The 25,954-nt window shown below is 46.3% G+C and carries 21 protein-coding genes; 13 read left to right on the top strand and 8 right to left on the bottom strand.

Going from position 1 to position 25,954, the window contains the following annotated elements; translation table 11 throughout:
- Window position 1: 1 nt before the first annotated feature.
- The gene (locus tag GY169_RS20240) at window positions 2–634 is read right to left on the bottom strand and encodes a YtjB family periplasmic protein (RefSeq protein WP_167576924.1); all 633 of its coding nucleotides are present in this window, start codon (window positions 632–634) and stop codon (window positions 2–4) included.
- A gap of 104 nt (window positions 635–738) precedes the next feature.
- On the opposite strand from GY169_RS20240, the gene serB reads away from it, so the two are divergent.
- The 9 genes from serB to GY169_RS20195 all read left to right on the top strand — a co-directional run bounded on the left by serB (window position 739) and on the right by GY169_RS20195 (window position 11,987).
- Complete coding sequence (serB, locus tag GY169_RS20235) at window positions 739–1,710, top strand: phosphoserine phosphatase (RefSeq protein ID WP_163449612.1); 972 nt, start codon at window positions 739–741, stop codon at window positions 1,708–1,710.
- 10 nt (window positions 1,711–1,720) lie between these two features.
- Window positions 1,721–3,103 (top strand): DNA repair protein RadA, encoded by a 1,383-nt coding sequence (gene radA, locus GY169_RS20230; protein ID WP_163449611.1) that lies wholly within the window; start codon window positions 1,721–1,723, stop codon window positions 3,101–3,103.
- Between the two features lie 118 nt (window positions 3,104–3,221).
- Complete coding sequence (nadR, locus tag GY169_RS20225) at window positions 3,222–4,448, top strand: multifunctional transcriptional regulator/nicotinamide-nucleotide adenylyltransferase/ribosylnicotinamide kinase NadR (RefSeq protein WP_163449610.1); 1,227 nt, start codon at window positions 3,222–3,224, stop codon at window positions 4,446–4,448.
- A 469-nt stretch (window positions 4,449–4,917) separates the two neighbouring features.
- Window positions 4,918–5,694 carry an ABC transporter permease gene (locus GY169_RS20220; RefSeq protein WP_167576922.1) on the top strand — a complete coding sequence of 259 codons (777 nt, stop codon included), beginning with the start codon at window positions 4,918–4,920 and terminating at the stop codon, window positions 5,692–5,694.
- Entirely contained in the window at window positions 5,691–6,353 is a 663-nt protein-coding gene (locus tag GY169_RS20215) for an ABC transporter ATP-binding protein (RefSeq protein WP_163449576.1), read from the top strand. Before GY169_RS20220 ends, GY169_RS20215 begins: the two co-directional genes overlap by 4 nt.
- Window positions 6,354–6,381: 28 nt before the next feature.
- A complete protein-coding gene (locus GY169_RS20210) occupies window positions 6,382–7,506 on the top strand; it encodes a stealth family protein (RefSeq protein ID WP_223882120.1) in 1,125 nt (374 codons plus the stop codon).
- A 147-nt stretch (window positions 7,507–7,653) separates the two neighbouring features.
- Window positions 7,654–9,942 (top strand): CDP-glycerol glycerophosphotransferase family protein, encoded by a 2,289-nt coding sequence (locus GY169_RS20205; protein ID WP_167576920.1) that lies wholly within the window; start codon window positions 7,654–7,656, stop codon window positions 9,940–9,942.
- Between the two features lie 2 nt (window positions 9,943–9,944).
- Window positions 9,945–11,123 carry a DUF6270 domain-containing protein gene (locus tag GY169_RS20200; RefSeq protein ID WP_167576918.1) on the top strand — a complete coding sequence of 393 codons (1,179 nt, stop codon included), beginning with the start codon at window positions 9,945–9,947 and terminating at the stop codon, window positions 11,121–11,123.
- An 81-nt stretch (window positions 11,124–11,204) separates the two neighbouring features.
- A complete protein-coding gene (locus GY169_RS20195; RefSeq protein WP_167576916.1) occupies window positions 11,205–11,987 on the top strand; it encodes an acyltransferase in 783 nt (260 codons plus the stop codon).
- 233 nt (window positions 11,988–12,220) lie between these two features.
- On the opposite strand, the gene GY169_RS20190 is transcribed toward GY169_RS20195, so the two are convergent.
- The 5 genes from GY169_RS20190 to ettA all read right to left on the bottom strand — a co-directional run bounded on the left by GY169_RS20190 (window position 12,221) and on the right by ettA (window position 20,549).
- Window positions 12,221–13,468, bottom strand: a complete 1,248-nt coding sequence (locus tag GY169_RS20190; RefSeq protein ID WP_167576914.1) for a capsule biosynthesis protein — start codon at window positions 13,466–13,468, stop codon at window positions 12,221–12,223.
- A 16-nt stretch (window positions 13,469–13,484) separates the two neighbouring features.
- Window positions 13,485–15,506: a capsular polysaccharide biosynthesis protein gene (locus GY169_RS20185; protein ID WP_163449317.1), complete on the bottom strand. Its 2,022-nt coding sequence runs from the start codon at window positions 15,504–15,506 to the stop codon at window positions 13,485–13,487.
- Window positions 15,507–15,565: 59 nt separating this feature from the next.
- The gene (locus GY169_RS20180; RefSeq protein WP_167576912.1) at window positions 15,566–17,236 is read right to left on the bottom strand and encodes a polysaccharide biosynthesis/export family protein; all 1,671 of its coding nucleotides are present in this window, start codon (window positions 17,234–17,236) and stop codon (window positions 15,566–15,568) included.
- Between the two features lie 31 nt (window positions 17,237–17,267).
- Complete coding sequence (locus tag GY169_RS20175) at window positions 17,268–18,437, bottom strand: capsule biosynthesis protein (RefSeq protein ID WP_223882119.1); 1,170 nt, start codon at window positions 18,435–18,437, stop codon at window positions 17,268–17,270.
- 444 nt (window positions 18,438–18,881) lie between these two features.
- On the bottom strand, window positions 18,882–20,549 hold the full coding sequence (gene ettA, locus GY169_RS20170) for an energy-dependent translational throttle protein EttA (protein ID WP_163449315.1): 1,668 nt from the start codon (window positions 20,547–20,549) through the stop codon (window positions 18,882–18,884).
- Between the two features lie 221 nt (window positions 20,550–20,770).
- On the opposite strand from ettA, the gene sltY reads away from it, so the two are divergent.
- Both sltY and trpR read left to right on the top strand, forming a co-directional pair.
- Window positions 20,771–22,708 carry a murein transglycosylase gene (sltY, locus tag GY169_RS20165; RefSeq protein ID WP_167576910.1) on the top strand — a complete coding sequence of 646 codons (1,938 nt, stop codon included), beginning with the start codon at window positions 20,771–20,773 and terminating at the stop codon, window positions 22,706–22,708.
- A gap of 63 nt (window positions 22,709–22,771) precedes the next feature.
- Window positions 22,772–23,101, top strand: a complete 330-nt coding sequence (trpR, locus tag GY169_RS20160; protein ID WP_163449313.1) for a trp operon repressor — start codon at window positions 22,772–22,774, stop codon at window positions 23,099–23,101.
- A 57-nt stretch (window positions 23,102–23,158) separates the two neighbouring features.
- On the opposite strand, the gene yjjX is transcribed toward trpR, so the two are convergent.
- Window positions 23,159–23,677, bottom strand: coding sequence for an inosine/xanthosine triphosphatase (gene yjjX, locus GY169_RS20155; RefSeq protein ID WP_167576908.1), 519 nt, complete (start codon window positions 23,675–23,677; stop codon window positions 23,159–23,161).
- A 53-nt stretch (window positions 23,678–23,730) separates the two neighbouring features.
- Here yjjX and gpmB point away from each other — a divergent pair, with 53 nt between their 5' ends.
- Window positions 23,731–24,378, top strand: a complete 648-nt coding sequence (gene gpmB, locus GY169_RS20150) for a 2,3-diphosphoglycerate-dependent phosphoglycerate mutase GpmB (RefSeq protein WP_167576906.1) — start codon at window positions 23,731–23,733, stop codon at window positions 24,376–24,378.
- On the opposite strand, the gene robA is transcribed toward gpmB, so the two are convergent.
- The gene (gene robA, locus GY169_RS20145) at window positions 24,375–25,244 is read right to left on the bottom strand and encodes an MDR efflux pump AcrAB transcriptional activator RobA (protein ID WP_163449310.1); all 870 of its coding nucleotides are present in this window, start codon (window positions 25,242–25,244) and stop codon (window positions 24,375–24,377) included. The genes gpmB and robA overlap by 4 nt on opposite strands.
- Window positions 25,245–25,455: 211 nt before the next feature.
- Here robA and creA point away from each other — a divergent pair, with 211 nt between their 5' ends.
- Window positions 25,456–25,938: a protein CreA gene (creA, locus tag GY169_RS20140; RefSeq protein ID WP_163449309.1), complete on the top strand. Its 483-nt coding sequence runs from the start codon at window positions 25,456–25,458 to the stop codon at window positions 25,936–25,938.
- Window positions 25,939–25,954 lie beyond the last annotated feature (16 nt).

Raw genomic sequence — 25,954 nt, 5'->3', positions numbered from 1 at the left:
ATTAATCTTTATCTTCGTCCTGTACGGGCTTGTTGGCGGTGAGCAGGAACGGCGACTGCTGCCAGCGAGTACGTTTGCCGCGCAGCAGCGTGCGTGCCAGTACCACGCCAATGGCCAGCGACAGCAGCAGCATCAGGCGTAAAATATTGGTGGTGTTATCCACCTGATTGGATTCGGTAGCGATGGTGTGCGTATCGAGCGTCAGACGCAGATAGCCGAGCGGGCCATTTTTTCCCTGAATAGGTTCAACAATCTGCTGGTTGAAGTAGCTCCCGGCCTTTTTGCCGTCCAGCGCCAGACGGTCGCGAAGCTCAACCTGTTCGCCGGCGCGCGCGATAAGGTCGCCCTGCTCATCATAGACGCCCGCGTCGAGGATTCGGCTTTTCACGGTAAGTTGTTTCAGCAACTGGCCGATTTTTTTCTCGTCCGGCGTTTCCGTTTTCATCATCGGCGCGAGATTGAGCGACACCTGATACGCCAGCGTCCTCGCCAGATCTTCCAGCTGCGGATTGCGTTGTTTCTGGCTTTGCTGACTGAACCAGGACGCCCCCTGCATCAGCGCGACGAGCAGCGCCAGACAGATAAGAACAATCACCGTGCGATGCAGTCGAAATTTCAGTTTTGCGCGAACCATATTCCACCTTTGAAAATTTACAGCTTAATGTTGCCAGAAGCGCTGGTTACAAGGTAGCCTCATGCGTTATTTTCCTGGGCTTAATAAAGAAGATTGGAGCTGTAATGCCAAACAGTTTGACCTGGTGCGACCTGCCTGAAGATGTCTCCTTGTGGCCTGGGTTGCCGCTTTCGCTCAGCGGTGATGAAGTGATGCCGCTGGATTACCACGCTGGCCGTAGCGGCTGGCTGCTGTATGGCCGCGGCCTGGATAAAGCGCGTCTGACAACCTACCAGCGCAAGCTGGGCGCGGCGATGGTCATTGTGGCAGCCTGGTGCGTGGAAGACTATCAGGTGATTCGTCTGGCCGGATCGTTAACGCCGCGCGCGACGCGACTGGCGCATGATGCCGGGCTGGATGTCGCGCCGCTGGGGAAAATCCCGCATCTGCGCACGCCGGGCCTGTTGGTGATGGACATGGACTCCACGGCCATTCAGATTGAGTGCATTGATGAAATCGCTAAACTGGCCGGCACCGGCGAGCTGGTGTCGGAAGTCACCGAACGCGCGATGCGCGGCGAGCTGGACTTCAGCGCCAGCCTGCGCCAGCGTGTGGCGACGTTGAAAGATGCGGATGCCGATATCCTGCGTCAGGTGCGCGAAACGCTGCCGCTGATGCCGGGGCTGACTCAACTGGTGCTGAAGCTGGAAACGCTGGGCTGGAAGGTGGCGATCGCCTCCGGCGGCTTCACCTTCTTTGCCGAGTATCTGCGCGACAAGCTGCGCCTCACCGCCGCGGTGGCTAACGAGCTGGGCATTCGCGATGGCAAGCTGACCGGCGAAGTGGTTGGCGATATCGTCGACGCGCAGTATAAAGCGAAAACGCTGCTGCAGCTGGCTGAAAAATATGAAATTCCGCATGCGCAGACCGTGGCTATCGGCGACGGCGCCAATGACCTGCCGATGATCAAAAAAGCCGGTCTGGGGATTGCGTATCATGCCAAACCCAAAGTGAATGAACAGACGGAAGTGACTATCCGTCATGCCGATTTGATGGGGGTGTTCTGCATCCTCTCCGGCAGCATGAATCAGAAATAAAGAGGTTAACGTGGCGAAAGCTCCTAAACGCGCATTTGTTTGTAATGAGTGCGGTGCGGACTACCCGCGCTGGCAGGGGCAATGCAGCGCCTGTCATGCGTGGAATACCATCACCGAGGTGCGCGTAGCGGCTTCTCCCACGGTCGCGCGTAATGAACGCCTGAGCGGCTATGCCGGTAATGCTGGCGTGGCCAAGGTGCAGAAGCTGTCGGAAATCAGCCTGGAAGAGCTACCGCGCTTCTCGACCGGCTTTAAAGAGTTTGACCGCGTGCTGGGCGGCGGCGTGGTGCCCGGCAGCGCCATTCTGATTGGTGGTAACCCGGGGGCGGGGAAATCGACCCTGCTGCTGCAAACCCTGTGCAAGCTGGCCGAACAGATGAAAACGCTGTACGTCACCGGCGAAGAGTCGTTGCAGCAGGTGGCGATGCGCGCGCATCGTCTCGGCCTGCCGACGGCGAACCTGAATATGCTCTCCGAAACCAGTATCGAGCAGATTTGCCAGATTGCGGAAGAAGAGCAGCCGAAGCTGATGGTGATCGACTCCATCCAGGTGATGCACATGGCGGATATTCAGTCGTCGCCGGGCAGCGTCGCACAGGTGCGTGAAACCGCTGCCTATCTGACGCGCTTTGCTAAAACGCGCGGTGTCGCCATCGTCATGGTGGGGCACGTCACTAAAGACGGCTCGCTGGCGGGCCCGAAGGTGCTTGAACACTGCATCGATTGTTCGGTGCTGCTTGACGGTGATGCCGACTCGCGTTTCCGTACCCTGCGCAGCCATAAAAACCGCTTTGGCGCGGTGAATGAACTGGGCGTGTTCGCCATGACCGAACAGGGGCTGCGCGAGGTGAGTAACCCGTCCGCCATCTTCCTCAGCCGCGGTGATGAGGTCACTTCCGGCAGCTCGGTGATGGTGGTGTGGGAAGGTACCCGCCCGCTGTTGGTCGAGATTCAGGCGCTGGTCGATCATTCGATGATGGGCAACCCGCGACGCGTCGCCGTTGGTCTGGAGCAAAACCGTCTGGCGATTCTGCTCGCCGTTCTGCACCGCCACGGTGGCCTACAGATGGCCGACCAGGACGTGTTTGTTAACGTGGTGGGCGGCGTGAAGGTGACTGAAACCAGCGCCGATCTTGCGCTGCTGCTGGCGATGGTCTCCAGCCTGCGCGATCGACCGCTGCCGCAGGATCTGGTGGTGTTTGGCGAAGTCGGGCTGGCCGGTGAAATTCGTCCCGTACCAAGCGGGCAGGAGCGTATTTCAGAAGCTGCGAAGCATGGTTTCCGTCGGGCAATCGTTCCGGCCGCCAACGTGCCGAAAAAAGTCCCGGAGGGGATGAAGGTATTTGGCGTGAAAAAACTCTCCGATGCGCTGAACGTCTTTGACGATTTATAATGTCTGACTCTGGCGTCGTACTGCGACGCCGCTCTCTTTCCCCGGATAGTACCGTGAGTACATCCGGGTTTTTTGTATAATGGGTAGATGGTTTACCCCAATTCAGCAGGAGGCTCTTGTGTCGTCGTTCGACTATCTCAAAACCGCAATTCGTCAAAAAGGCTGCACGTTGCAGCAGGTTGCAGACGCAAGCGGCATGACCAAGGGCTATTTAAGCCAGCTTCTCAATGCCAAAATTAAAAGCCCCAGCGCGCAAAAGCTGGAGGCGCTACATCGTTTTCTTGGCCTTGAGTTTCCTCGTCAGCAAAAAAATATCGGCGTGGTCTTCGGTAAATTCTATCCCCTGCATACGGGACATATTTATTTGATTCAGCGCGCCTGTAGCCAAGTGGATGAGCTGCATATCATCATGGGTTACGACGACACGCGCGATCGCGCGCTGTTTGAAGATAGCGCGATGTCGCAACAGCCTACGGTGCCTGATCGTCTGCGTTGGCTGCTCCAGACCTTTAAATACCAGAAGAACATTCGCATTCATGCTTTTAACGAAGAAGGCATGGAGCCATATCCCCACGGCTGGGACGTATGGAGCGCGGGGATGAAAACCTTTATGGAGGAGAAGGGGATTCAGCCTAACTGGATCTACACTTCTGAGGAGTCCGATGCGCCGCAATACCTCGAACATCTGGGGATTGAAACGGTGCTGGTGGACCCGAAACGGACGTTTATGAATATCAGCGGCGCACAGATCCGTGAGAACCCGTTCCGCTACTGGGATTACATCCCTACGGAAGTGAAGCCGTTCTTCGTGCGTACGGTGGCGATTCTCGGCGGTGAGTCCAGCGGCAAATCGACGCTGGTCAACAAGTTGGCGAATATCTTCAACACCACCAGTGCGTGGGAATATGGCCGTGACTACGTTTTTTCTCATCTCGGCGGCGATGAGATGGCGTTGCAATATTCCGACTACGACAAAATCGCGCTCGGTCATGCGCAGTATATCGACTTTGCGGTGAAGTACGCTAACAAGGTGGCGTTTATTGATACTGACTTTGTCAGCACTCAGGCCTTCTGTAAAAAGTATGAAGGACGTGAACATCCATTTGTACAGGCGCTGATTGATGAGTATCGCTTTGATCTGGTTATTCTGCTGGAGAACAACACACCGTGGGTGGCTGATGGGCTGCGCAGTCTGGGGAGTTCGGTAGACCGCAAAGAGTTTCAGACGCTGCTGGTATCGCTGCTTGAGAAGAACAATATTGCGTTTGTGCACGTTGAGGAAGCGGACTATGACTCGCGGTTTTTGCGGTGTGTGGAGTTGGTCAGGGAGTTGATGGGAGATTGACCGTTATTGGGGTTTTTCAGATGAGAAACCCCATTATATATATTGAATGAGACCTTGCTACTATCAATATTATATTAATTCCTGTGCTATAAATTTTATTTATTTTGATTATTAATATTTTAAACCAATCATAAAGTGTACTCTTATTGCTACACTGTATTTTTATAATAAAAAATCATTAGTCATTATTTATTTTAAAACATTTTTTTAATTTAATTAAATCACATAGACTACGAAATAACATCATATTGAGTACAATGTAGTAAGGTCGTAGTGCCTTCTGAAATGTTCAATGGAGTGATATTTCGGGTCTCTTCAATAGCTGAAATATATAAGGCAAGTATTTAATATATTTGTCTCTCGCCACTAAAACATTTCCTGAAAATATAAATCTTTCCCTGTTAGCGGACTGGTTGCTATGAGCCATGGGCGGTAGCGTGCCAAAAATAAAATTATGGATAGAGGTTGTATGGCAAGAAGTGGCTTGGAAGTCCAGCAGGCAGTGATCAAAGCATTATTCATGCGGGAAATAAAAACGCGGTTTGGGAAGTATAGACTTGGGTATTTGTGGGCGGTGCTGGAGCCAGCGGCACATTTGATGGTGTTGGTGGTTATTTTCGGGTTTGTGATGCATCGAACCATGCCGGATATTTCATTTCCTGTTTTTCTGATTAATGGGATAATTCCCTACTTTATGTTTAGCGATATAACAAATCGTTCAATTGCTGCGATAGATGCTAATCAGGGGTTGTTTAATTACCGTCCTGTGAAACCTATTGACACTGTTATAGCAAGAGCAATTCTCGAGTTTTTCATCTATCTATTTGTATATATAGTTCTGATGACTATTTTATGGTGGCTCGGGGAGCCAGTATTTTTCCCTAATATGGTCATATTTTTGGCAACCTGGTGTATTTTGTTGATCTTTTCGACAGGTATTGGTCTGATTTTTATGGTCATTGGTAATTTATTTCCAGAAACGGAAAAATTCTTACCGATAGTGATAAAACCATTTTATTTCATATCATGTGTCATGTTCCCGTTGCATGCAGTACCGAAAGAGTATTGGCCATATCTTCTATGGAACCCAATTGTTCATATTGTAGAGCTTACAAGAGCCTCCGTGGTCGTTGGTTATTATAGTGATGGTGTAAGTCTAAATTATATTGCTATCGTGGCATTGTTCGTAATGTTTTTTGGGCTAGCTTTTTACTCATGCCGTGAGGAGAAAATGTTGACATCATGATAAGAATAAATAATTTAACTAAATCATATATGACAAAAAAAGGACGCCATTATGTTTTCAAAAATATTAATATGGAATTTCCAGAGAACAAAAGTGTTGGACTCATCGGGAGAAATGGTGCTGGAAAATCAACACTACTCCGAGTTATAGGTGGGATTGATCGGCCTGATAGCGGTCGTATAGAAACCAGTAAAAGTATTTCATGGCCGGTGGGATTATCTGGAGGTTTTCAGGGAAGTCTAACTGGCCGAGAGAATGTTAAGTTTGTATCTAGACTATATGCATTGAAGAAAGATCTGAAAGAAAAAATTTCCTATGTAGAAGAGTTTTCTGAGTTGGGAAAATATTTTGATATGCCAATAAAAACTTACTCATCAGGCATGAAATCACGTTTGGCATTTGGGTTAAGTATGGCATTCAAATTTGACTATTATCTTGTTGATGAGGTTACAGCTGTTGGCGATGCTAGATTCAGAAATAAATGCCTTGATATATTTAATGAAAAAAGGAAAGAGTCAAGCTTTTTAATGGTGTCTCATAATCTTTATTCACTTAAAGAGTATTGTGATATAGCGTGTTTAATGCTTGATGGACATGGTTTTGAGTTATTCGAAAACATAGACGAGGCAATTGCAATATATAAAAATAAATATGTTTAGATATTGTCAGTATTCAATTGGAGGGCATGTGGTTAAAAACATAAGCAGGAAGATAAAGAAATTCATAAAATGCCCAAGTATATTTTTTAGAGACTATTTTTTAAAAAAGAAGCCAATTATAAGGAATGAGATTAGATGTTCAGAAGAGGAGGAGAACATACTATTACGCCATGATATGGAATTGGAAAGTATGATACCAACAAATTTTCCAATTGATGTTGTTTACACATGGGTAAACAACAAAGATTCCTGCTGGAAACAGAAAATGGAAAATAATAAAAATGATGAAATATCCTACGCTGCATATGCAACGGACGAAGCGAGATTCAGTAATCATGATGAGCTTTATTATTCAGTGATTAGTGTATTAGAGAATATGCCGTGGGTTAGAAAAATATTTATCGTTACTGACAAACAAATACCTCTATGGTATGAAGGTAATGAAACAAGTAATATTATTATCGTTGACCATAAGGACATAATAAGCACTGAGTATTTGCCAACTTTTAATTCGCATGTGATAGAGGCTAATTTACATAAGATAGAAAATCTATCGGAGCATTTCATTTATTTCAATGATGATGTTTTTGTCGGTAGACCTTTACTTCCAAGCCATTTCTTCGGCCGTAATGGCATATCATCATTATTTATTGCTCATAAAAGTTTGAGTGTAATGCGATCTCGGGGGGCTATAACACCGACACTCTCAGCATCGTTCAATTCAAAAAAAATCCTCAAAGAATTTGGACTGGATGTGGATAATCCATTAGTACATACGTATGTGCCACTGCATAAATCAACATATGAATATTTATGGAGTAATTATAATGAACAGATTGAGTCATTTCTTGGCAATAAATTTAGAGCAGAAGATGACCTAAATTTAGCCACATTTTTAGTTCCATGGATGTCATACTGCTTGGGAAAGGCTTATCCCAAGAGAGATATTTGTTATTACTTTAATGTTAGATCTCCAAGTGCAGCAGATTTTTATAAAACAATAAAAAAAGCCAGTGAAACAAAGACAATGCCTCATTCTTTTTGTGCCAATGATTTTAATTCTGTTGAAAATAAAAAAATTAACAATTACGAGAAAAGACTTCAGCACATGCTTAGCACTCATTTTTCCGAAGATAACAGAAACATATCTTGAATGTAATATTGTTTATTAAATAAGTATAATACGAAGATTATAAAAACCTTAATATAATATTATCTATAGTTGATGATATTATACTGGCGATATTATATGAATTTTTAATGAAATTTGTTCAAAGTGATTCAATATAGTGAGATGGAGATGAAATCTAATTGTAAGGAAGCAATCATTACTGTAATCATACCAGTATATAGAGTAGAGAAATATATAAAGGAATGTCTCGATTCAGTTTTGTCACAGAAACTTGGAAAGTGGAAAAAAAAATATTACGTTGAAATTATATGTATTGACGACGGTTCTCCAGATAATTCAGCATCTATAATTTCAGGGTTAATGCGAGAAAATAATAACATTATATTACTCCATCAATTAAACCAAGGTCAGTCTGTTGCAAGGAATAATGCTATTTTAATTGCCAAAGGGCGTTATATAATATTTCTTGATTCTGATGATCTATTGCCACCTGATTCATTTACAGCGTTGTTGAGTGTTGCTGAAGATACTGGTTCGGATGTTATTGTATCACATGCGAAAGCATTTAATTCACGGCGTTCATGGTATATAGAGCCTCATGCTGAGGTTGCCTGCTCATCGTTCCGGAAAGTGAAATTTACTCATAGAGCTATTTTAATTAATAGTTCTCCTCCTTGGGGGAAAATGTATAGTCGAAAACTTTTAATGGATTATAAAATTACGTTTCCGGAGGGTATTAAATTAGCTGAGGACTGGATTTTTGTGATACATGCTATGTATAGAGCTAATCATGTATCCTCCACCCATGAAGTAACCTATCTTTATAGAGGGCGAGATGATGAAGATAACCCATCATGTACACAATTAGTAAACAAGAAGGTTTTTACTGATTTGTTGAAGGTTTATGAATTATCGAAAGAATTCAGACTTGCACCACAGCAAATAGCTTATGCTCAGATGTTTATATTGCGCAGTATATTATATAGGCTATCTAAGTTTTCAATCGATAATCCAATAGGCGAGTGCAAAGCGATCTATAAAATGGTAAGAGGATTCTTGCATGACGTTATTGGTATCGATAAGATAAATCTTTTTACTCCAATAAGACGTTTGCCTCTCCTCCTCATTTACTATGGTTTTTACTCGGAAGCGCATAGGGTAATGAATTTGAAGTATACTGATGGGTGTGTTCAAAAGGGAAAGGCAGTCGCCTGTGATAATATTGTATCTGATTATTATTCATTAGTTAACAAACAGAAAGAAATAAAATCATTTAGAAAAAAACTAAAAGATAAAAAGAAAAAAATAGCCCATGTTTATTGGGACGTTAAATATAATTTAGCTAAATGGACCTCTAATATAATATACAAGGAAAATAATATTTCTCTAATCGGTGAGCGTTTGGGAAATACTGCTAATGATTCGAGCTATTTTCTATTTGATTATATACAAAAGAATAGAACTGAAGTTAGAGATGAGTATTACTATGTTATTAAAAAAGGTGCTCGAACTGCTGTTAACTTAAAGGGAATGAAAAATGTATTGTCATATGGATCCTTTAAGCATTTCATGGTTTTTCATGCGGCGAAAAAATATATTTTCAGCGATAGTATGAGAGATGTCTTTTTTCATTGGAAGGATGTGGCTGAAGAGTATGATTCAAAGGGAAAATATTTTCTTCAGCATGGTGTTTTTGCTACGAGTCGGGCTGCTGGTTACTATGATTGTAACTCAATGATGAGAAGAAATGAATTACCTGATAAGTTTATAGTCAGTTCCGATATTGAAAAAAGATTGGTGTGCAAAAATTTTGACTTTGAACCAGAGAGAATTTGTGTCACGGGGCTTTCTCGGTTTGACCGGCTCCCTAAAAATAACAATGTTAAAAATAAGAAAGTATTATTGTTGTTTACATGGCGTGATGAACTTAGTTCGGTTAGTCAAGACAGATTTATTAAATCTAAGTACTATAAGAAACTTATGGAAGTATTGAATGATGAGAATTTAAAATCAATTTTACTTAACTATGGTTATACCATAGAGGCATGTCTACACCATAAGATGAGTCAGTTTATCACAACCACCAATGGTGAAAGTACTTTCAAAGTCTACAGTATGAATGAGGTTAATGTTCAGGATTTGTTAATCGGTTCTGATATTATGATTACCGACTTTTCATCTGCTAGCTTCGATATGGTTTATCAAAATAAACCAGTTATATACTACTGGTTTGATGAAGTTTCATTTTTTGCAAAAAGGGGAGGGCCTTTGATTGACCCATTGAAAGAAATGCCAGGACCTGTTTGCCGTAATGTGAATGATATTGCCGCTACTTTAGCCTCTCTTTTTGAGAATAAAGCTATGGTTCCTAAACAATATCATTCAATGTATAAACAGTTTTTTAAGTATCGTGATAACAAAAATTGCAAACGGATTGTTAGTGTAATCGAGGGATGAAAATGTTTACAAAATACGTATTTACGTCATCAATATCTTCTGATGTAGAGTATGGTGAAGGCTTTGATAGTGGTGTTAAATTATCTTTGTTGAGGCTTGATGATTACTTAAGTGGTAGAGCAAATACCTTTGAAAATTCTCCATTTAATATAGAGATGGCAAGGTTTTTCGTTAATATATCGAAGATTGATGATGTTGTTTTTGATATTGTTTCCCCTAAGACTGAGCTCGATTATTCAAAGTTGTTTGATAACCTTGTTGATTTTATAACTCTTATTCCTGAAAGAGTCAATGTTGAGATAATTGAGCCTGATTTTGATGAGAAGGGACTTGGCGCTAAGCTCGAGTGTTCAATATTTAATAATATATCTAAAGTTGTATCCTCTAATCGCAGTCTTACCAGATTAATAAAAAGTAACTATAAAATTAAACCAGTACCAACTTCAATACTGGGTAGTTGTTGTTCCAGGGATATGTTGAACTACTATCATAAATATAACAAGTCATCAAATTTTAAAGTGGAACTTTTAACAATGAATGTATCGTACTCATCGTTATTTGATCTCCCCTTAAAGTTCAGTATGGATGATCTTAATATTAATAAGGAAAATATTAAGAATACGTTGTCTGTAGATCTGATAAAAGCTATACCAAATGCAATTGTCCAATCTTTAAAATCTGATTCTATCGTGATCCTGGATTTCATGGATGAGAGGTTTGATCTGGTTGAATATAAAAGCAGTAAAGTCACTAAATCCTGGGACTTTATGAATACAAAATTGTATAAGAAGCTGAAAGATACAACAACAATACCATTTGATGACGAGAGTAAAATCCACTCTGTGATAGAGAATGCAAAAAAAATGATTGTATTCCTCTCTAACTATATTCCACTGAAGAATATTGTTATCAATGAATCGGTCATGTCTACTTTTTTCTTTGATGATAATGTTTTTAATATTTTTGATGAAGAAAAATACAATTATGCAAGATATAATTTAATGCATGTAAAAATTATCGATGCTCTTAAAAAAGAATTTAATGAATTGACATTTGTGGGGGCTCCGGCTTATCTCAACTTTGGTGATGTACATCACCAATGGGGTTCTCACCCATATCATTATAATGAAGGATATTACTTATATAAAGTTAAAAAAATATTATTAAATAGTGTTGCGTAATATTTTATATTAGAATAAATGGATTGCGATATTGGCAACCCTTTGTTTTTATTGGGTAATTATATTGTCGAGGAGGCTTCATTGAATCTATCTATAACTAATTCTGAAAATAATAAAATTGTCGGGGAGTTTGTTTCATTTGAGAATTCAACAATTAGATTTTCCGGTGCTGGTAATATTCTATTCATAGATAAGGGCGTTAATTTAAAAAGAACAAATATATACTTTAATGGAAGTAATAGTATTCTATATTTGAGTGAGAGTTATAAACCTTATACTGTTAATTTATATATCAATAATAACAATATTATTTTTTTTGGTAAAAATAATTATTTCAATGGAGTTGTAAACTTTATATCATCAGAATCAAAAAACATTTTTATTGGGGAGGGGGGGCTTTTTTCTAGTGGTATAACAGTAAGGAATTCTGATGCTCATCTTATTTATGATAAAACAACAAAAAAAAGGATAAATGAGTCAGAAAGTATTTATATTGGTGATCATGTTTGGTTGGGGCAAGATGTCCTCGTGTTAAAAGGATGTCAAATAGGTTCCGGGAGTATATTAGGTGCCGCAAGTGTTGTTTCTAATAAGCGTATACCATCAAACTCCGCGTGGGCTGGCAACCCGGCTAAAAAAGTACGTGAAAATATTTATTGGTCAGGAGAGTGTGTACATGCCTGGACTAATTCTGAGACGAATAAATATTTAATTAAAGAAGACCCTTTCCCTGTTTTTTTTGATGAGAAAAGTATTCCTATTGATGATTTTGAGAGAAATATTATGAGTATAGAAAACACACAAGAACGAATTGATTATATACTTAAAAACTTTAATAACCCACGTTCAAGAATGTTTATTTGATGTTATGATACTTCAGGGGAGATATGAATTCAGATTTATCGTTCTCTGAATCTCCATCCAGACAGAGAGAAAAGTCTCTACTTATTACATTAATTATATTCATTGAATATTATGTTTAATATGTGTATATATTTATTGGTCGTAATTTTAATGAGTATCCACCGCAAGTAATCTTGCGGTTAATCACCTATTTTTGTTTTGGCTTTATACTTTGTCTTGTGAGGATACAGTATCTATTGCAAGAACCACTTCCCAATAGTTATTTTGTCATGATGATTAGCTTGGTATTTGAGCATTTCTGGAGATTTTCTGCCGTAAAACACGGCATTGATTTGTGTGTTTTTTCTTAAGTAAGAATTAAATTTATTAAATAGATGCTTATCTGGTTTGAAATTTGAAGTCCAGTATTGATTTAAACTTCCTTGATAAGTTAAGCCTTTAATATCATACAGTGCTCGCCCCATAACCTTTAATGGCTTATTATGTATGAGTGCTGAAAGCCCTGCTGTGCTGTTTATTGTTATAACAGCTTTTGAATGGGACAATAATTGAGGCATCGATAGATCATGAACATACATAACCCGATCGCTTATCCCATACTGTTTACCTAGTTTCGAGATTAATGGTCTGTATAGACGGTGGCCGCGATCCATTGGATGATGTTTAAAGACAAGGAAATCGGCTGGTGAAGCCTTTCTGGAGAAAGAGTACATTACATCATTGATATAGTTTCGGACATCCTTGTAAGGGCTGTGATTACGGATTTGGCTGTCGTTATAAACTTGTAGAATAGCCAGAAAATAGCGTTGGTCGAGCTTAGTTTCTAATAAGCTCATAACATGTCTCTCCTTGAATCGATACCATAGTTTTCTCCATCCTGCACGGATCCAACATTTACTTTCATACCATGGAGATAAGACTTTATGATGCCGGTAGAGAGGAAACTGTTTTCGATAACACCAGCTAATCAAATAATACCACATAGCGTGCCAGATACGTAACTTAGTTGATGGCTTTAAGCTGTGAACCTGAAGCTCTTTCTGGTCTGGTAAATTTCGATAAAATTCTGGATCTCTAGGTATGGAAGAGTATGCATTCACGCCATCTTTTTCCAGAGTAATAAAATGAGGTCGTAAATACCCTTCCTCGAAAGCAAGAAAACGGATACCTTTCGATTGTGCCCAGCGTTTGGCTGCTTGGTGTAATTGACGACAATCACCAAAACAAATGATTGTATCGAAGTGATATTCGCTCCAGGTTACTTTTAGCCAGTGAGGGAATTCCTTGGGGGTTTCCTTAAATGTTAGATAATTTCTTTTTCTGCAGTAGAAACGATCTCCCGCGTTAAATATAACATTAATAGCTTCTCTTTCTTGAGATTCTAACCATTCCGCCATGTCATTAAAAAAAGGACCCATAGGCCCTTGGAGTAATAGATAGCGTTTGCCTGTTAATAAATTTCTTAGTGCGTTGCTTTCCATGCGGTAACTCTCTAATTTATTTTTTGTATAGTTGATGTAAATTTATCGCTTTGCGAATATATCGTTCTATACGAGTTCTTTTTTTACTCACTTGATTGATGTTTTTTCGTGGCCCTTCACTTAAAAAATTTATTGCATTATTAATATCTATTAGATTTCTATTTTTTGGGTGTATGTATATTGGGTAAGAGATTATTGTATGATAGAAAAGGTCATCAAGTTTCAATACCCTCTTTCTTCGCTCGCATTTATGTTCATCTGTGGTTAGTCCCCATCCGGCATAAAATGGCAGGCCGTAGCAAAATACACGCTTTCCGTGGACCAATGCTTCAAATCCAGATAGGGATGTCATAGTATGTACTTCATCTATCTGTTGAATACACTCAATTATATCGGCATCAATAGCTATGCAGTCTGCTAACTGGAGTATATCTTGCTCCTGAATATGGCCAGGCCTATTTCCAGCTAGTACATCAGGATGTGGCTTATAGATGATGAAAGCATTAGCGTTACGTTCACGTACAATACTTAATAATGACATATTGGTTTTTATTGAAAATGTACCTGTTGCAATAGATGCATCATCTTCGACCTGTCCGGTGACAAGAATGGTTTTTTTATTTTTAGCTTGTTTTGGTAATACCCATTTGCTACCTAAATTATATTTACTTAATTTGCTTGTGATTATTTTTTTTCTGATTTCTGCCGAGAGAAATCTTTGCGCATCTGTCAATGTAGAGGTATTCAGTAAGTGCTCCAGGTCACTCGGTCTGCTCGCATCGTAGTAAATTCCTGTTTTATCAAGAACTAAAGAAAGAGGGGGAAGTAATTCTGAACCCAGACCGCAGGAACGTAGAAATCCATCCTCCATACGCCAGACGGGAATGCCAACTTGGGAAGCTTTCTGGGACCATGTTTGTTCTCCCTTTACGCCCCATACCACGCAAGCAGTTGATTTTTTACAATGAGTCGAGAAACTGACCTTATTCTCAGGTATCTTTAGAAATGGTTTAACGATGCTTCTTTTCCATAATGTCATACCTGGCGCCCATAAATGTCCACGCAGGCTAATATTCTGTTTTCTATAAAGATATAAGTAATTTAGAACATCAAAGAGTGATCCTGGTTCACCGGTTGCAGGGACGATATATCGGGTATATTGTAGCCAGGCTGCGGCGACCAGAGCCGTTAATGGGGCAGAGCCGCGGCGATTAGCCAGGTCTGAAGCTAAGGGGTGTCTGTCATCGGTGAGTCCCCAGCCAGCATACCAGGGCAGCCCAAAACAGGTGACTTTTTTCCCTGCAAGTAGAGCTTCAATACCGTATTGTGAAGTGACTGTATATACCGACGATACCTGACTAAGAAGTGACTGTGGGCTTAAATCTTCAGTAATCAGTCGGATATGTTGGTCATTGGTTAACTTATCGAAATATCCTTTTTTCTTGCCTGTAAGGACGTCTGGATGTGTTTTTACCCAAATCTCACTCTGAGGATTTTCTTTTTTTGCGCAGGCAAGCATTGCTGCAAACTGCTTTTCGCTTGCACCACCTAAAGTGACTGAAACATCACCATAGGTTTGATCTACTACTAAAACAATGTCGGAATCATGAATTTCCGTAAACGGAAGTGCATGGTTGTACTTTGACAGATCATTTTCAACAATGAATTGGATCGCCCGCTCCGCATCACCTTGTAACCCCTGCGTCCTGGCTTCCTCTTTGATCAACACTTCCAGACGACTAGGATGGCTAGCGTCATAGTAAATTCCTAAATCATCGATAACTAATCCAAGTGGAGGTGCGCCATTCACACCCAACCCCAATGAGCGGGTAAATCCATCCTCCAGGCGTAAAACTGGCAGCCCAGTTTTTACCGCTTTCTCGATCGGTCGCTGTGCTGAAGGACGTTCACCCCAGACGGCAATAGCATTGACTTCTGTTGGTATGTCGGAGAAAGAGGATAACTTACAGCAAGTTTCTCCCAAAAAGCTTTGAAGGTGAGGGATTTGCCAGATACCCGAGGAGTAGATGCCTATCATCCTGAATTGCTTCCATTTTGATTTTAATGGGGTGGAGAAACCTCTGCACCCCCAAGTTGTTACAAATCCAGAATGACTTTCGCTGCCACAGCCATCTGGTAAAGAATGGTGGAAATGCCGCGCGTGACTTCCAGGTTCTTGGTTTCGTACTTCGGCAGTACCATGATTTCATCACCCGGACGAATGTCATCGACGTCGTCAGCATCCACCGCGGAGCCATCCTGATGGATGACGATAATTTTTGACTGCCCGGATTTTTGCGTCAGGCCACCACATTTCTCAATGTAATCATCCACATCGAGCTTTTGCTCCCAGGAGATGGCGTTGGGGAATAGCACTGAGCCGTGGATCATCACCAGCGACGTTTTTTCCGGGATGGTAATGACATCGCCATCTTCCAGAATCACGCTGTCGAGATTGCTTTCGTTAAGCACGACCTGGCCCTTCGGCACTACGTTGCGCGCTTTAGCAACGAAGCGGCTGACCAGCTGCGCTTCCTGTACGCGCAGGCGAGCTTCTTCCTGGGTAGCTGACTGTGAGGAGAGGGAGGCTTCTTCCAGCTTCTGCAAAGAGGTGTTGAGCATCTCTTTCTGGCGTACCGCGACCGAGTGGCGATACAGCTGGATGCTGCTGAGCTGCGACATGCTGTTGGTTTTTAGCTGCGCCAGCACCTGTTTCATCGTCGAACCGTACGGCAGTACCACCGCGTGTTCTCCGGAGTGCGCGCCTTCAATCCGTACCTGGATGGTACCGGCGTAGCGGTCTGAACTGATGATCAGCTTGTCGCCGTCCTGCAGCATTTTCCCCGCAGCGCTACTGAGCGGATAATACTCCGTCCGTTTCATCGCTCCCTGCTGGCGGATGATGGTAAAGTGCGTCGCGCCTGGTTTTGGCCGTGACCATGCCAGCGCTTCTGTGACGGGGATGCTGCTGTCATGGAATTCGAAGTCATAGCTGTTATAGACGTCGCCTTCAACGCTGAAGGTGTACTGACGGGGGCCAACGACGATAGTGTCGCCGTCAGCGAACTGCGACAGGTTTAGCGAGCCGTTGAGCAGGAAATCGTACAGGTTAATGTGCGAACGCACGGTTTTACCACGTTTCACGGTGATATCGACGTAGCTTCCGCGATCGCTATCTACGCCACCCGCTTTGCTCAGATAAGAGAGCAGAGAATCGGAGGCCACGCCGCCGTACAGCCCCGGATTTCTCACGTAGCCAGTGACGAACACTTTTACCGGCTGAGCCTGTAGCAAAGAGGCATATACGTTAACGTTAGACTGATATACCTCTTTAATTTTAGTCGTCACCAGGCTGTTAAGCTGGCCGTTGCTGACGCCGTTGACCTTTAACGGCCCGACATTAGGGACGAAAATATTCCCTTTCGGATCGACGGTCAGCGCGCCGTCAAAATTAAACGCACCCCAGAGTCGAATCTGGATGGTGTCGCCTAATCCGATGATATAGCCCGGATTAAAACCAATGCTGGTACCACTGTCGGCGGTGGAACCATTAAATAGCTGCGCACCAAACATACGGCTTAGCGGCGGCGCGGGCAGTGCGATCGGCGTATTGTCGAATCCGTTACTATCGGTGCTCTGTGCTTTTGCTGCCAGCAGTTGAGGCAGTCCAGCGGCCCCTGTCAACTGCGGATCGGCGGTAATTCCCACCGCCAGCGCCTGACAGGATTGCAGGATACTCAATACAAGAATCGTTTTAACTAATTTCATAATAGACTCTGTTAATGATATTGGCGGTTAATTAGTCTTTGTGATCTTCAATAATGGCGATCAATAATTTGGCCGTGCCAAAGAGCAGACAACACACCAATAACCAGCTGGCTAAAAGATACGGCACGTTCGGGAAACGCGATTCTTGCGGTAGCTGCGGCGAGCTAATGACAGACAGCGTTTTTAATTTTCGCGCACTTTCCAGTCGGGTTTTTTCGATAGCCTGCAGTGCGAGCGCATACAGGTCGTTATCAAATTTCACCGTAGTTTTAAGATCTTCAAAATCTGCCGCCATGCTGTTGAGTTTTTTGCCGTCCGGTGCAGTAATTTTATTTTGCTCAACATCGATCTGCGCTTGTAACGATTTAATCGCATTTTTAGTACTGACCACCTGCGGGGCATCTTCGCGTAAATAGGTCAGCAGGTTGCGCAGGTCGGCTTCCATCTCAATCTTTTTGGCAATCAGCGTGTTGACCAGCGTGGTTGCTGCTTCAGCGGAGGCGGCAGGGTCCAGCACGTTATTACTGTTCTGATAGGCCAGAAGCTGGCTCTTGCTGGTGTTCAGACGCGCCTTTGTTTCTTCTAACTGCTGCTCGGCAAACTGCATTTGCTCGCGGGCGATTCGATGCGATAGCTCGTTAATAAAACGCTCGGACTCCTTCAGCACCGCCTGGTTAAACGCCTGGGCGAACTCTGGGGTAAAGCCCTGTGTCTGAATCGACAGTAGCCCGGTTTTCTCGTCGTAGTCGACGGTCAGGCGAGAACGGTAGTACTCAAGGTAGCGTTCAGCGGTAATGTCGGCAGGCAAATGGAACAGAAAATCCCAGCCGCTTTGACTAAACGCCTGATGGAAATCGAGTTTCTTATCGAGCGTTTGCAGCATATCCGGCGAGTTGATGTACTCTTTCAGGTACAGCGAATCTTCGGCGGAAGAGGGGTTAGATGCCCCCAGCAGCAGGCCGAAATTCAGGCTGGAACTGTCGAGATCGTTAGGACGCTTGACCGCGACCTTAGACTCGCTGACGTAGCGGGGCTGGCTGAAAATCACCAGATAAATAATCAGCAGACACATTGGTGCCGCGATAACCGCTTTCCACAGATGATGCTGAATATCAACCTGGCGGATTTTTTTTAACGCCGCGCGGGCCAGTTTTTTTTTCCTGGCAATAAAACGGCTGGATAGTACATTATTTATTTTCATGAGCTATTCAGTGAGCTTAATTAATATGGTGAATAGATTTTCTTGAAATGATGAATAGGGCTATCCGCACCATTTATTTCGCTTGTTCAATCTGAATGTCGCACGATAGATGAGGTGATAAAACATCGCATTCCTTTATGTATATATCAATATACGTTTTTATATTCGATGGATTCCTGTCCATGAATAACTATCATGAATTATGGCAAGGCCTGATTCATGCGGCATTTTTAGCACAGTCGTTAAAGCATCACAATAGTGATTATATATGACGGGATTTTCTTAATAGAGTTGTATTTGATTGAGCTATATTTAGGCGGAGGATAGGGGGTATAATCGATTTAAAAATGATAATTCAGGCTATTGCTGAATATTTTAATTATTTCTTTGTTGTTTATTAAGTATTATTAAAGCGGATGGCGTGCGCCATCCGCTTGGGAGTCATTACTTCGAAATACGTTTGTACTTGATACGCTTCGGCTCCAGCGCATCGGCGCCCAGCGTGCGTTTCTTGTACTCTTCGTATTCAGTAAAGTTACCTTCGAAGAACTCAACCTTACCTTCATCCTGGTAGTCCAGAATGTGGGTGGCGATACGGTCAAGGAACCAACGGTCGTGCGAGATAACCATCGCGCAGCCCGGGAATTCCAGCAGGGCGTTTTCCAGCGCGCGCAGGGTTTCGATATCCAGGTCGTTGGTCGGTTCATCGAGCAGCAGCATGTTGCCGCCAACCTGCAGCAGCTTCGCCAAATGCAGACGGCCACGCTCACCACCGGACAGCTCGCCGACGCGTTTGCCCTGATCCACACCTTTGAAGTTAAAGCGGCCCACGTAGGCACGGCTTGGCATCTCGGTGTTGCCGATCTTCATGATATCCAGCCCGCCGGAGACTTCTTCCCACACGGTTTTGCTGTTATCCATTGCGTCGCGGAACTGGTCAACGGAGGCCAGCTTGACGGTTTCGCCCAGCGAGATAGTGCCGCTGTCAGGCTGTTCCTGACCGGACATCATGCGGAACAGAGTGGATTTACCCGCGCCGTTTGGACCGATGATGCCGACGATAGCGCCTTTCGGTACAGAGAAGCTCAGATCGTCGATCAGCACGCGATCGCCGTAGGATTTACACAGGTTGCTGACCTCAACGACTTTATCGCCCAGACGAGCTCCTGGTGGGATAAACAGTTCGTTGGTTTCGTTACGCTTTTGGTATTCGGTGTTGTTCAGCTCTTCAAAGCGCGCCAGACGGGCTTTACCCTTAGACTGACGGCCCTTCGCGCCCTGACGAACCCACTCCAGCTCTTTCTCAATGGATTTACGGCGAGCCGCTTCCTGAGACGCTTCCTGTGCCAGACGCTGATCTTTCTGCTCCAGCCAGGAGGAGTAGTTGCCTTCCCACGGAATGCCTTCACCGCGGTCAAGCTCCAGGATCCAACCTGCGACGTTGTCGAGGAAGTAACGGTCGTGGGTAATCGCTACGACGGTGCCTTCGAAGTCGTGCAGGAAGCGTTCCAGCCACGCCACGGATTCGGCATCCAGGTGGTTAGTCGGTTCGTCGAGCAGCAGCATGTCTGGTTTTTCCAGCAGCAGGCGGCACAGCGCGACGCGGCGGCGTTCACCACCGGAGAGGTTAGCAATTTTGGCATCCCAGTCCGGCAGGCGCAGAGCGTCAGCGGCACGTTCGAGCTGCACGTTCAGGTTGTGACCGTCGTGCGCTTGAATAATCTCTTCGAACTTGCCCTGTTGCGCGGCCAGCTTATCGAAGTCGGCATCCGGTTCAGCGTACTTCGCATACACTTCATCCAGGCCTTTCAGCGCGTTAACCACTTCGGAGACCGCTTCTTCAACGGATTCACGAACGGTATGCTCAGGGTTCAGCTGCGGCTCCTGCGGCAGGTAGCCAATCTTGATGCCCGGCTGCGGGCGCGCTTCGCCCTCGATATCGGTATCGATACCAGCCATGATTTTCAGCAGGGTGGATTTACCGGCGCCGTTCAGACCCAGAACACCGATTTTTGCGCCAGGGAAGAAGCTCAGCGAGATGTTTTTAAGAATATGACGTTTCGGCGGAACAACTTTGCCGACACGATGCATGGTATAAACGAATTGAGCCACGTGGACTTCGCCTCTTTTTTATCGTGATGAATAGAGTTTTCAAAGGCGAAGTGTAGCTGTTTTCCCCGACCAATCCCAGCAGGCAAATTCAGGTGCGCGACATCGCAGATAAAACGTAAAAAAGTGTTCATGGCGTGGCGCATTAGCCGATCAGTCGTTAGCATCAAATGATTACGCGGCATGATGCTGCACCGACGTAACGTGACAACGAGGAAGAGCTTGTGCAAAAAGCCCAACAATTTACGTGGCGTCTGCTGGCAGCCAGTGTCTGCCTGCTGACAATCAGTAGCGTTGCCCGCGCCGATTCACTGGATCAACAACGTAGCCGTTATGCGCAAATCAAACAGGCCTGGGATAACCGCCAGATGGACGTGGTCGAGCAACTGATGCCGACCCTGCGGGATTACCCGCTGTACCCGTACCTGCAATATCGCCAGATAACCAGCGACCTGATGAATACTCCGACGTTAGCGGTCAGCAACTTTGTGCAGGCTAACCCAACGTTGCCTCCGGCCCGTACCCTTAAAAACCGCTTCGTCAACGAGCTGGCGCGCCGCCAGGATTGGCGCGGCCTGCTGGCTTTTAGCCCCGATAAGCCCGGTACCGCCGAGGCGCAGTGCAACTATTACTATGCCAAATACAATGTGGGCGATACCCAGGGAGCCTGGGAGGGCGCGAAAACCCTGTGGCTGACCGGGCAGAGTCGGCCTAATGCCTGCGATCCGCTGTTCAGCGCCTGGCGGGCATCCGGGACGCAGGATCCGCTGGCATACCTTGAACGCATTCGTCTGGCAATGAAGGCGGGCAACACCAGTCTGGTGAAAGCGCTAGCCTCGCAAATGCCTGCTGAGTATCAAACTATCGCGACGGCGATTACTGATTTGGCCAATAACCCAAATACCGTGCTGACCTTTGCGCGTACAACCGGGGCGACGGATTTCACCCGTCAACTGGCGGCGGTAGCGTTTACCAGCGTCGCGCGTCAGGATGTGGAAAATGCGCGTCTGATGATCCCGATGCTGGTTCAGGCGCAACAACTCAATGACGAACAAGCTCAGGAGCTGCGCGATACCGTTGCCTGGCGTCTGATGGGAACGGATGTGACCGACGAACAGGCGCGCTGGCGTGATGATGCCATTATGCGCTCGCAGTCGACCTCGTTGGTTGAACGTCGGGTACGTATGGCGCTCGGCACGGGAGATCGTTCTGGTTTGAATACGTGGTTGGCGCGGCTGCCGATGGAAGCGAAAGAGAAGGATGAATGGCGTTACTGGCAGGCCGACTTGCTGATGGAGCGGGGGCGCGATGACGAAGCGCGCAGTATCCTGCTGTCGCTGATGCAGCAGCGCGGCTTCTATCCGATGGTGGCCGCGCAGCGTCTGGGCGAACCTTACGCGCTGCGGGTAGAAAAAGCGCCGGGGGCCATTTCCTCCGCGCTCACCGGCGGGGCGGAAATGGCGCGCGTACGCGAGTTAATGTACTGGAATCAGGATAATACGGCGCGCAGCGAGTGGGCCAACCTGGTGAGCAGCCGCACCCAGACGGAGCAGGCACAGTTAGCACGTTACGCTTTCGATCAACACTGGTGGGATCTGAGCGTGCAGGCGACGATTGCGGGTAAACTGTGGGACAACCTACAGGAGCGTTTCCCGCTGGCTTATAACGACCTGTTTGTGCGTTATACCTCCGGTAAAGACATCCCACAAAGCTACGCCATGGCGATTGCGCGCCAGGAAAGCGCTTGGAACCCGAAGGTAAAGTCGCCGGTTGGCGCTAGCGGTCTGATGCAGATTATGCCGGGTACCGCGACCCATACGGTGAAAATGTTTAATCTGCCGGGCTACAGCAATCCGGCGCAGTTGTTGGATCCTGAGACCAATATCAATATTGGCACTAGCTACCTGCAGTATGTATACCAGCAGTTTGAAAATAACCGTATTTTTGCTTCAGCGGCGTATAACGCCGGTCCTGGGCGCGTGCGCACGTGGCTTGGCAACAGCGCCGGGCGCATTGATGCGGTAGCCTTTATCGAGAGTATTCCGTTCTCGGAAACGCGCGGCTATGTCAAAAACGTGCTGGCTTACGACGCCTACTATCGCCACTTTATGGGCCAGAAAGAAGACGTGCTCAGCAGTAATGAATGGCAACGGCGTTACTGATAGGTTAGACCTGTGTTATGCTTGTACTCGTTTAAGAGTACATGCATAACATGGTGGCCCGAGATGACCCAACAATCCCCTTATTCAGCGACAGTGGCTGAGCAGCGTAACCAGGAGTGGCTTCGCTTTGTGGAGCTTCTGCGTCTGGCATATACCGACGACCTTGCGCTACCGTTGCTCAATCTAATGATGACCCCGGATGAGCGCGAAGCGCTGGGCACCCGCGTGCGGATTATCGAAGAACTGCTGCGCGGAGAAATGAGCCAGCGTGAGCTGAAAAACGAGCTGGGCGCGGGGATCGCGACGATCACCCGTGGATCGAACAGCCTCAAATCGGCACCGGTAGAGCTGCGCCAGTGGCTGGAGCAAACCCTGCCCAAAACGCAACGGTAGGCCCGCCATCCGGCAACGTGCGCCGTTGTGCCTGATGGCGACTTCGCCTTACCAGGCCTACTCGCGGTAGAGCGCGTTATGGAACGGGCTTAACGCCAGTACGACTGCCTGGTGGTATACGCTGCTGCGGGTCAGCACGCCGGCGGTGAAGACGCCAATCGCCCCTTCTTTATTACCAATTTTATCGATCCCGGTGTACTTCGACATCACCGGGCCGAGCGCTTCTCCCGCCCGCACCTGTTCGAGAATCATCTCTGGCAGCGGGAGCGTTGCTGAACGCGCTTCACCACGCTGGTCGCGGCTTTCAATCACCACCCAACTGAAGGTCGCACCTTCATCAATTCCTGCTTCAATTGCCACCCAAAAATCCGCATCCGGGCGTACGGCTTTGGCATTCGCGACACGATTACGCGCCCCGGCGCGGGTTTCCTCGCTGCCGAAGGGCTGCTCTGGTACGCCCGTATCGACGGAGATGGCGTCGATTTGGCAGGTACCTTCGCCAAAGATCAGCTCAAAAGCCGCAAGAATTGCCTGAATTTTAGCAGGATTGGTGGTAGCGGAGACAACTTGATGCATAATCTACACAACTCAGATAATAAAATGTCATCGCAGTATAACGGATAAAAAACATGTTACAGGTATATCTTGTTCGCCATGGCGAAACCCGTTGGAACGCCGAGCGGCGTATTCAAGGCCAGTCCGATAGCCCCCTGACGGCTAAAGGAGAGCGGCAGGCGGTGCAGGTGGGGGAGCGCGTGCGCACCTACGGCATCACGCATGTTATCGCCAGCGATCTGGGCCGTACGCGCCGTACCGCCGAGATCATTGCCGATGCCTGCGGCTGCGGCGTGACCCTGGACGCGCGCCTGCGCGAGCTGGATATGGGCGTGCTGGAGCAGCGTCATCTTGATTCTCTGACCGCAGAAGAAGAAGAGTGGCGTCGGTTGGTGGTCAACGGCACGCCGGATGGTCGTATTCCACAGGGCGAGTCGATGCAGGAGCTGAGCGAGCGTATGCACGCGGGGCTGGCTGCCTGTCTGGATCTGCCGCCGGGCAGTCGCCCGTTGCTGGTGAGCCACGGGATTGCGCTGGGCTGTCTGGTGAGTACGATTCTGGGGTTGCCCGCGCACGCGGAGCGTCGTCTGCGTCTACGTAACTGTTCTATCTCACGGGTGGACTATCAGGAAAGTCTGTGGCTGGCGCCGGGATGGGTGGTGGAAACGGCAGGGGATATCTCGCATCTCGATACCCCTGCTCTGGATGAGCTACAGCGTTAGCGACGAATCGGGATCAGGTACTCGCAGCGCAGCATAATTGGCGGTTCCTGATGCCGTGCTTCGTCCTGTGGGAAGAAGCGTTCGATATCCTGGCCCTTACGGCGGGTCAGGTTGAGCATTGGCATGCAGGTGCCGTACAGCGTCAGGATAAACTCCTGCAGGCCGGTTCCCAACCCTTCATAGGTGAACATGACGTACTCGCCGCCTTCCAGCGTGACCGGATGGGCATCGTTGATGTGGCCGTTAGCCAGCTCCGGTGTGAGCGCTGTGGTGTAGAACACTTCCTGCTCATCATCTTTTTCGAGGCTCGGGCGCGGTTCATGCAGCCCGTACAGCATTGACGGAATAGAGGGTGAGTTGCCGAGGAAATCAGTCCAGAACTGAACTCGCATTTGCTGGCGGAAGTCGGAAATCTCTTCCAGCTTGCAGGTATAGCTCTGGGTGACGCCCACCAGGTGGGTGGAGGGCAGGGTAATGAATTCGTATTTTGGCATCGTGAACTCACCCAGGCGCAACGGTGGACGCATCCCGAAGGAGCTCCAGTCCGGCGAGCGACGATACAGCGCCGGCGTTAGCGTAAACTGCTTTTTAAACGCGCGGGTGAACGTCTGCTGGGAGTCAAAACGATACTGCAGCGCGATATCCAGGATAGGACGCGCAGTCAGACGCAGTGCGACGGCAGATTTAGACAGACGGCGGGCGCGAATGTAAGCGCCGATGGCATGGCCGGTGACATCTTTGAACATGCGTTGCAGGTGCCATTTAGAATAACCCGCTTTTGCCGCCACATTATCCAGCGATAAAGGCTGATCCAGGTGCCCTTCTAGCCAAACGAGGAGATCGCGAATAATTCCAGCCTGATCCATAAAGTGCCCTCATCCTTAAAATCTTATGTGCCTGTTACCAAAGTAGCGGATAATAGCATCTTTTGCTGTTTTAGCATTCAGTGTTTTTTTTATGCATAAATGCGTTTTTACATAAGATTCGGCGCTGTTTTTTGTAAAGCTGTGATCTTTAAACACTTTCTAATTAGATGTTGAATAATCACACAACTCAATCGACGGAAATGGTAACAATATGAAATACAAGAAATTAATGGCAGGTCTGTTACTCGGCGTCTCCAGCCTGGCGGTTCACGCGGAGCAGATTGGTTCTGTGGATACGGTATTCAAAATGTTTGGGCCGGATCATAAAATCGTGGTGGAGGCCTTTGACGATCCCGATGTCAAAAACGTGACCTGCTATGTCAGCCGGGCGAAGACGGGCGGCATTAAAGGCGGGCTGGGGCTGGCTGAAGACACCTCGGATGCGGCCATTTCCTGCCAGCAGATTGGCCCGGTTGAGCTCAGCGACAAAATTAAGAGCGGTAAAGCGGACGGTGACGTGGTCTTTAAAAAGCGTACGTCGCTGGTGTTTAAATCGCTACAGGTTGTGCGTTTCTATGACGAAAAACGCAACGTGCTCGCCTATCTGGCCTATTCCGACAAGGTGGTGGACGGTTCGCCAAAAAATGCGATTAGCGCCGTACCGATTATGCCGTGGGGCACTGCGGCAAAGTAGGGAGCAAAAAAAACGG

The organism is Kluyvera genomosp. 3 (assembly GCF_011765685.1).
GTDB lineage: Bacteria > Pseudomonadota > Gammaproteobacteria > Enterobacterales > Enterobacteriaceae > Kluyvera > Kluyvera georgiana_A.
The sequence above is the reverse complement of the archived record's forward strand: the minus strand, read 5'-3'. Positions and strand labels throughout refer to the sequence as shown.

Coding starts and splice junctions, on each gene's coding strand:
- GY169_RS20175 (WP_223882119.1), bottom strand. CDS start 18,437: ATGAAAATAAATAATGTACTATCCAGCCGTTTTATTGCCAGGAAAAAA.
- yjjX (WP_167576908.1), bottom strand. CDS start 23,677: ATGCATCAAGTTGTCTCCGCTACCACCAATCCTGCTAAAATTCAGGCA.
- GY169_RS20200 (WP_167576918.1), top strand. CDS start 9,945: ATGTTTACAAAATACGTATTTACGTCATCAATATCTTCTGATGTAGAG.
- GY169_RS20190 (WP_167576914.1), bottom strand. CDS start 13,468: ATGGAAAGCAACGCACTAAGAAATTTATTAACAGGCAAACGCTATCTA.
- creA (WP_163449309.1), top strand. CDS start 25,456: ATGAAATACAAGAAATTAATGGCAGGTCTGTTACTCGGCGTCTCCAGC.
- GY169_RS20180 (WP_167576912.1), bottom strand. CDS start 17,236: ATGAAATTAGTTAAAACGATTCTTGTATTGAGTATCCTGCAATCCTGT.
- serB (WP_163449612.1), top strand. CDS start 739: ATGCCAAACAGTTTGACCTGGTGCGACCTGCCTGAAGATGTCTCCTTG.
- GY169_RS20215 (WP_163449576.1), top strand. CDS start 5,691: ATGATAAGAATAAATAATTTAACTAAATCATATATGACAAAAAAAGGA.
- GY169_RS20185 (WP_163449317.1), bottom strand. CDS start 15,506: ATGATAGGCATCTACTCCTCGGGTATCTGGCAAATCCCTCACCTTCAA.
- robA (WP_163449310.1), bottom strand. CDS start 25,244: ATGGATCAGGCTGGAATTATTCGCGATCTCCTCGTTTGGCTAGAAGGG.
- GY169_RS20220 (WP_167576922.1), top strand. CDS start 4,918: ATGGCAAGAAGTGGCTTGGAAGTCCAGCAGGCAGTGATCAAAGCATTA.
- trpR (WP_163449313.1), top strand. CDS start 22,772: ATGACCCAACAATCCCCTTATTCAGCGACAGTGGCTGAGCAGCGTAAC.
- GY169_RS20240 (WP_167576924.1), bottom strand. CDS start 634: ATGGTTCGCGCAAAACTGAAATTTCGACTGCATCGCACGGTGATTGTT.
- GY169_RS20205 (WP_167576920.1), top strand. CDS start 7,654: ATGAAATCTAATTGTAAGGAAGCAATCATTACTGTAATCATACCAGTA.
- gpmB (WP_167576906.1), top strand. CDS start 23,731: ATGTTACAGGTATATCTTGTTCGCCATGGCGAAACCCGTTGGAACGCC.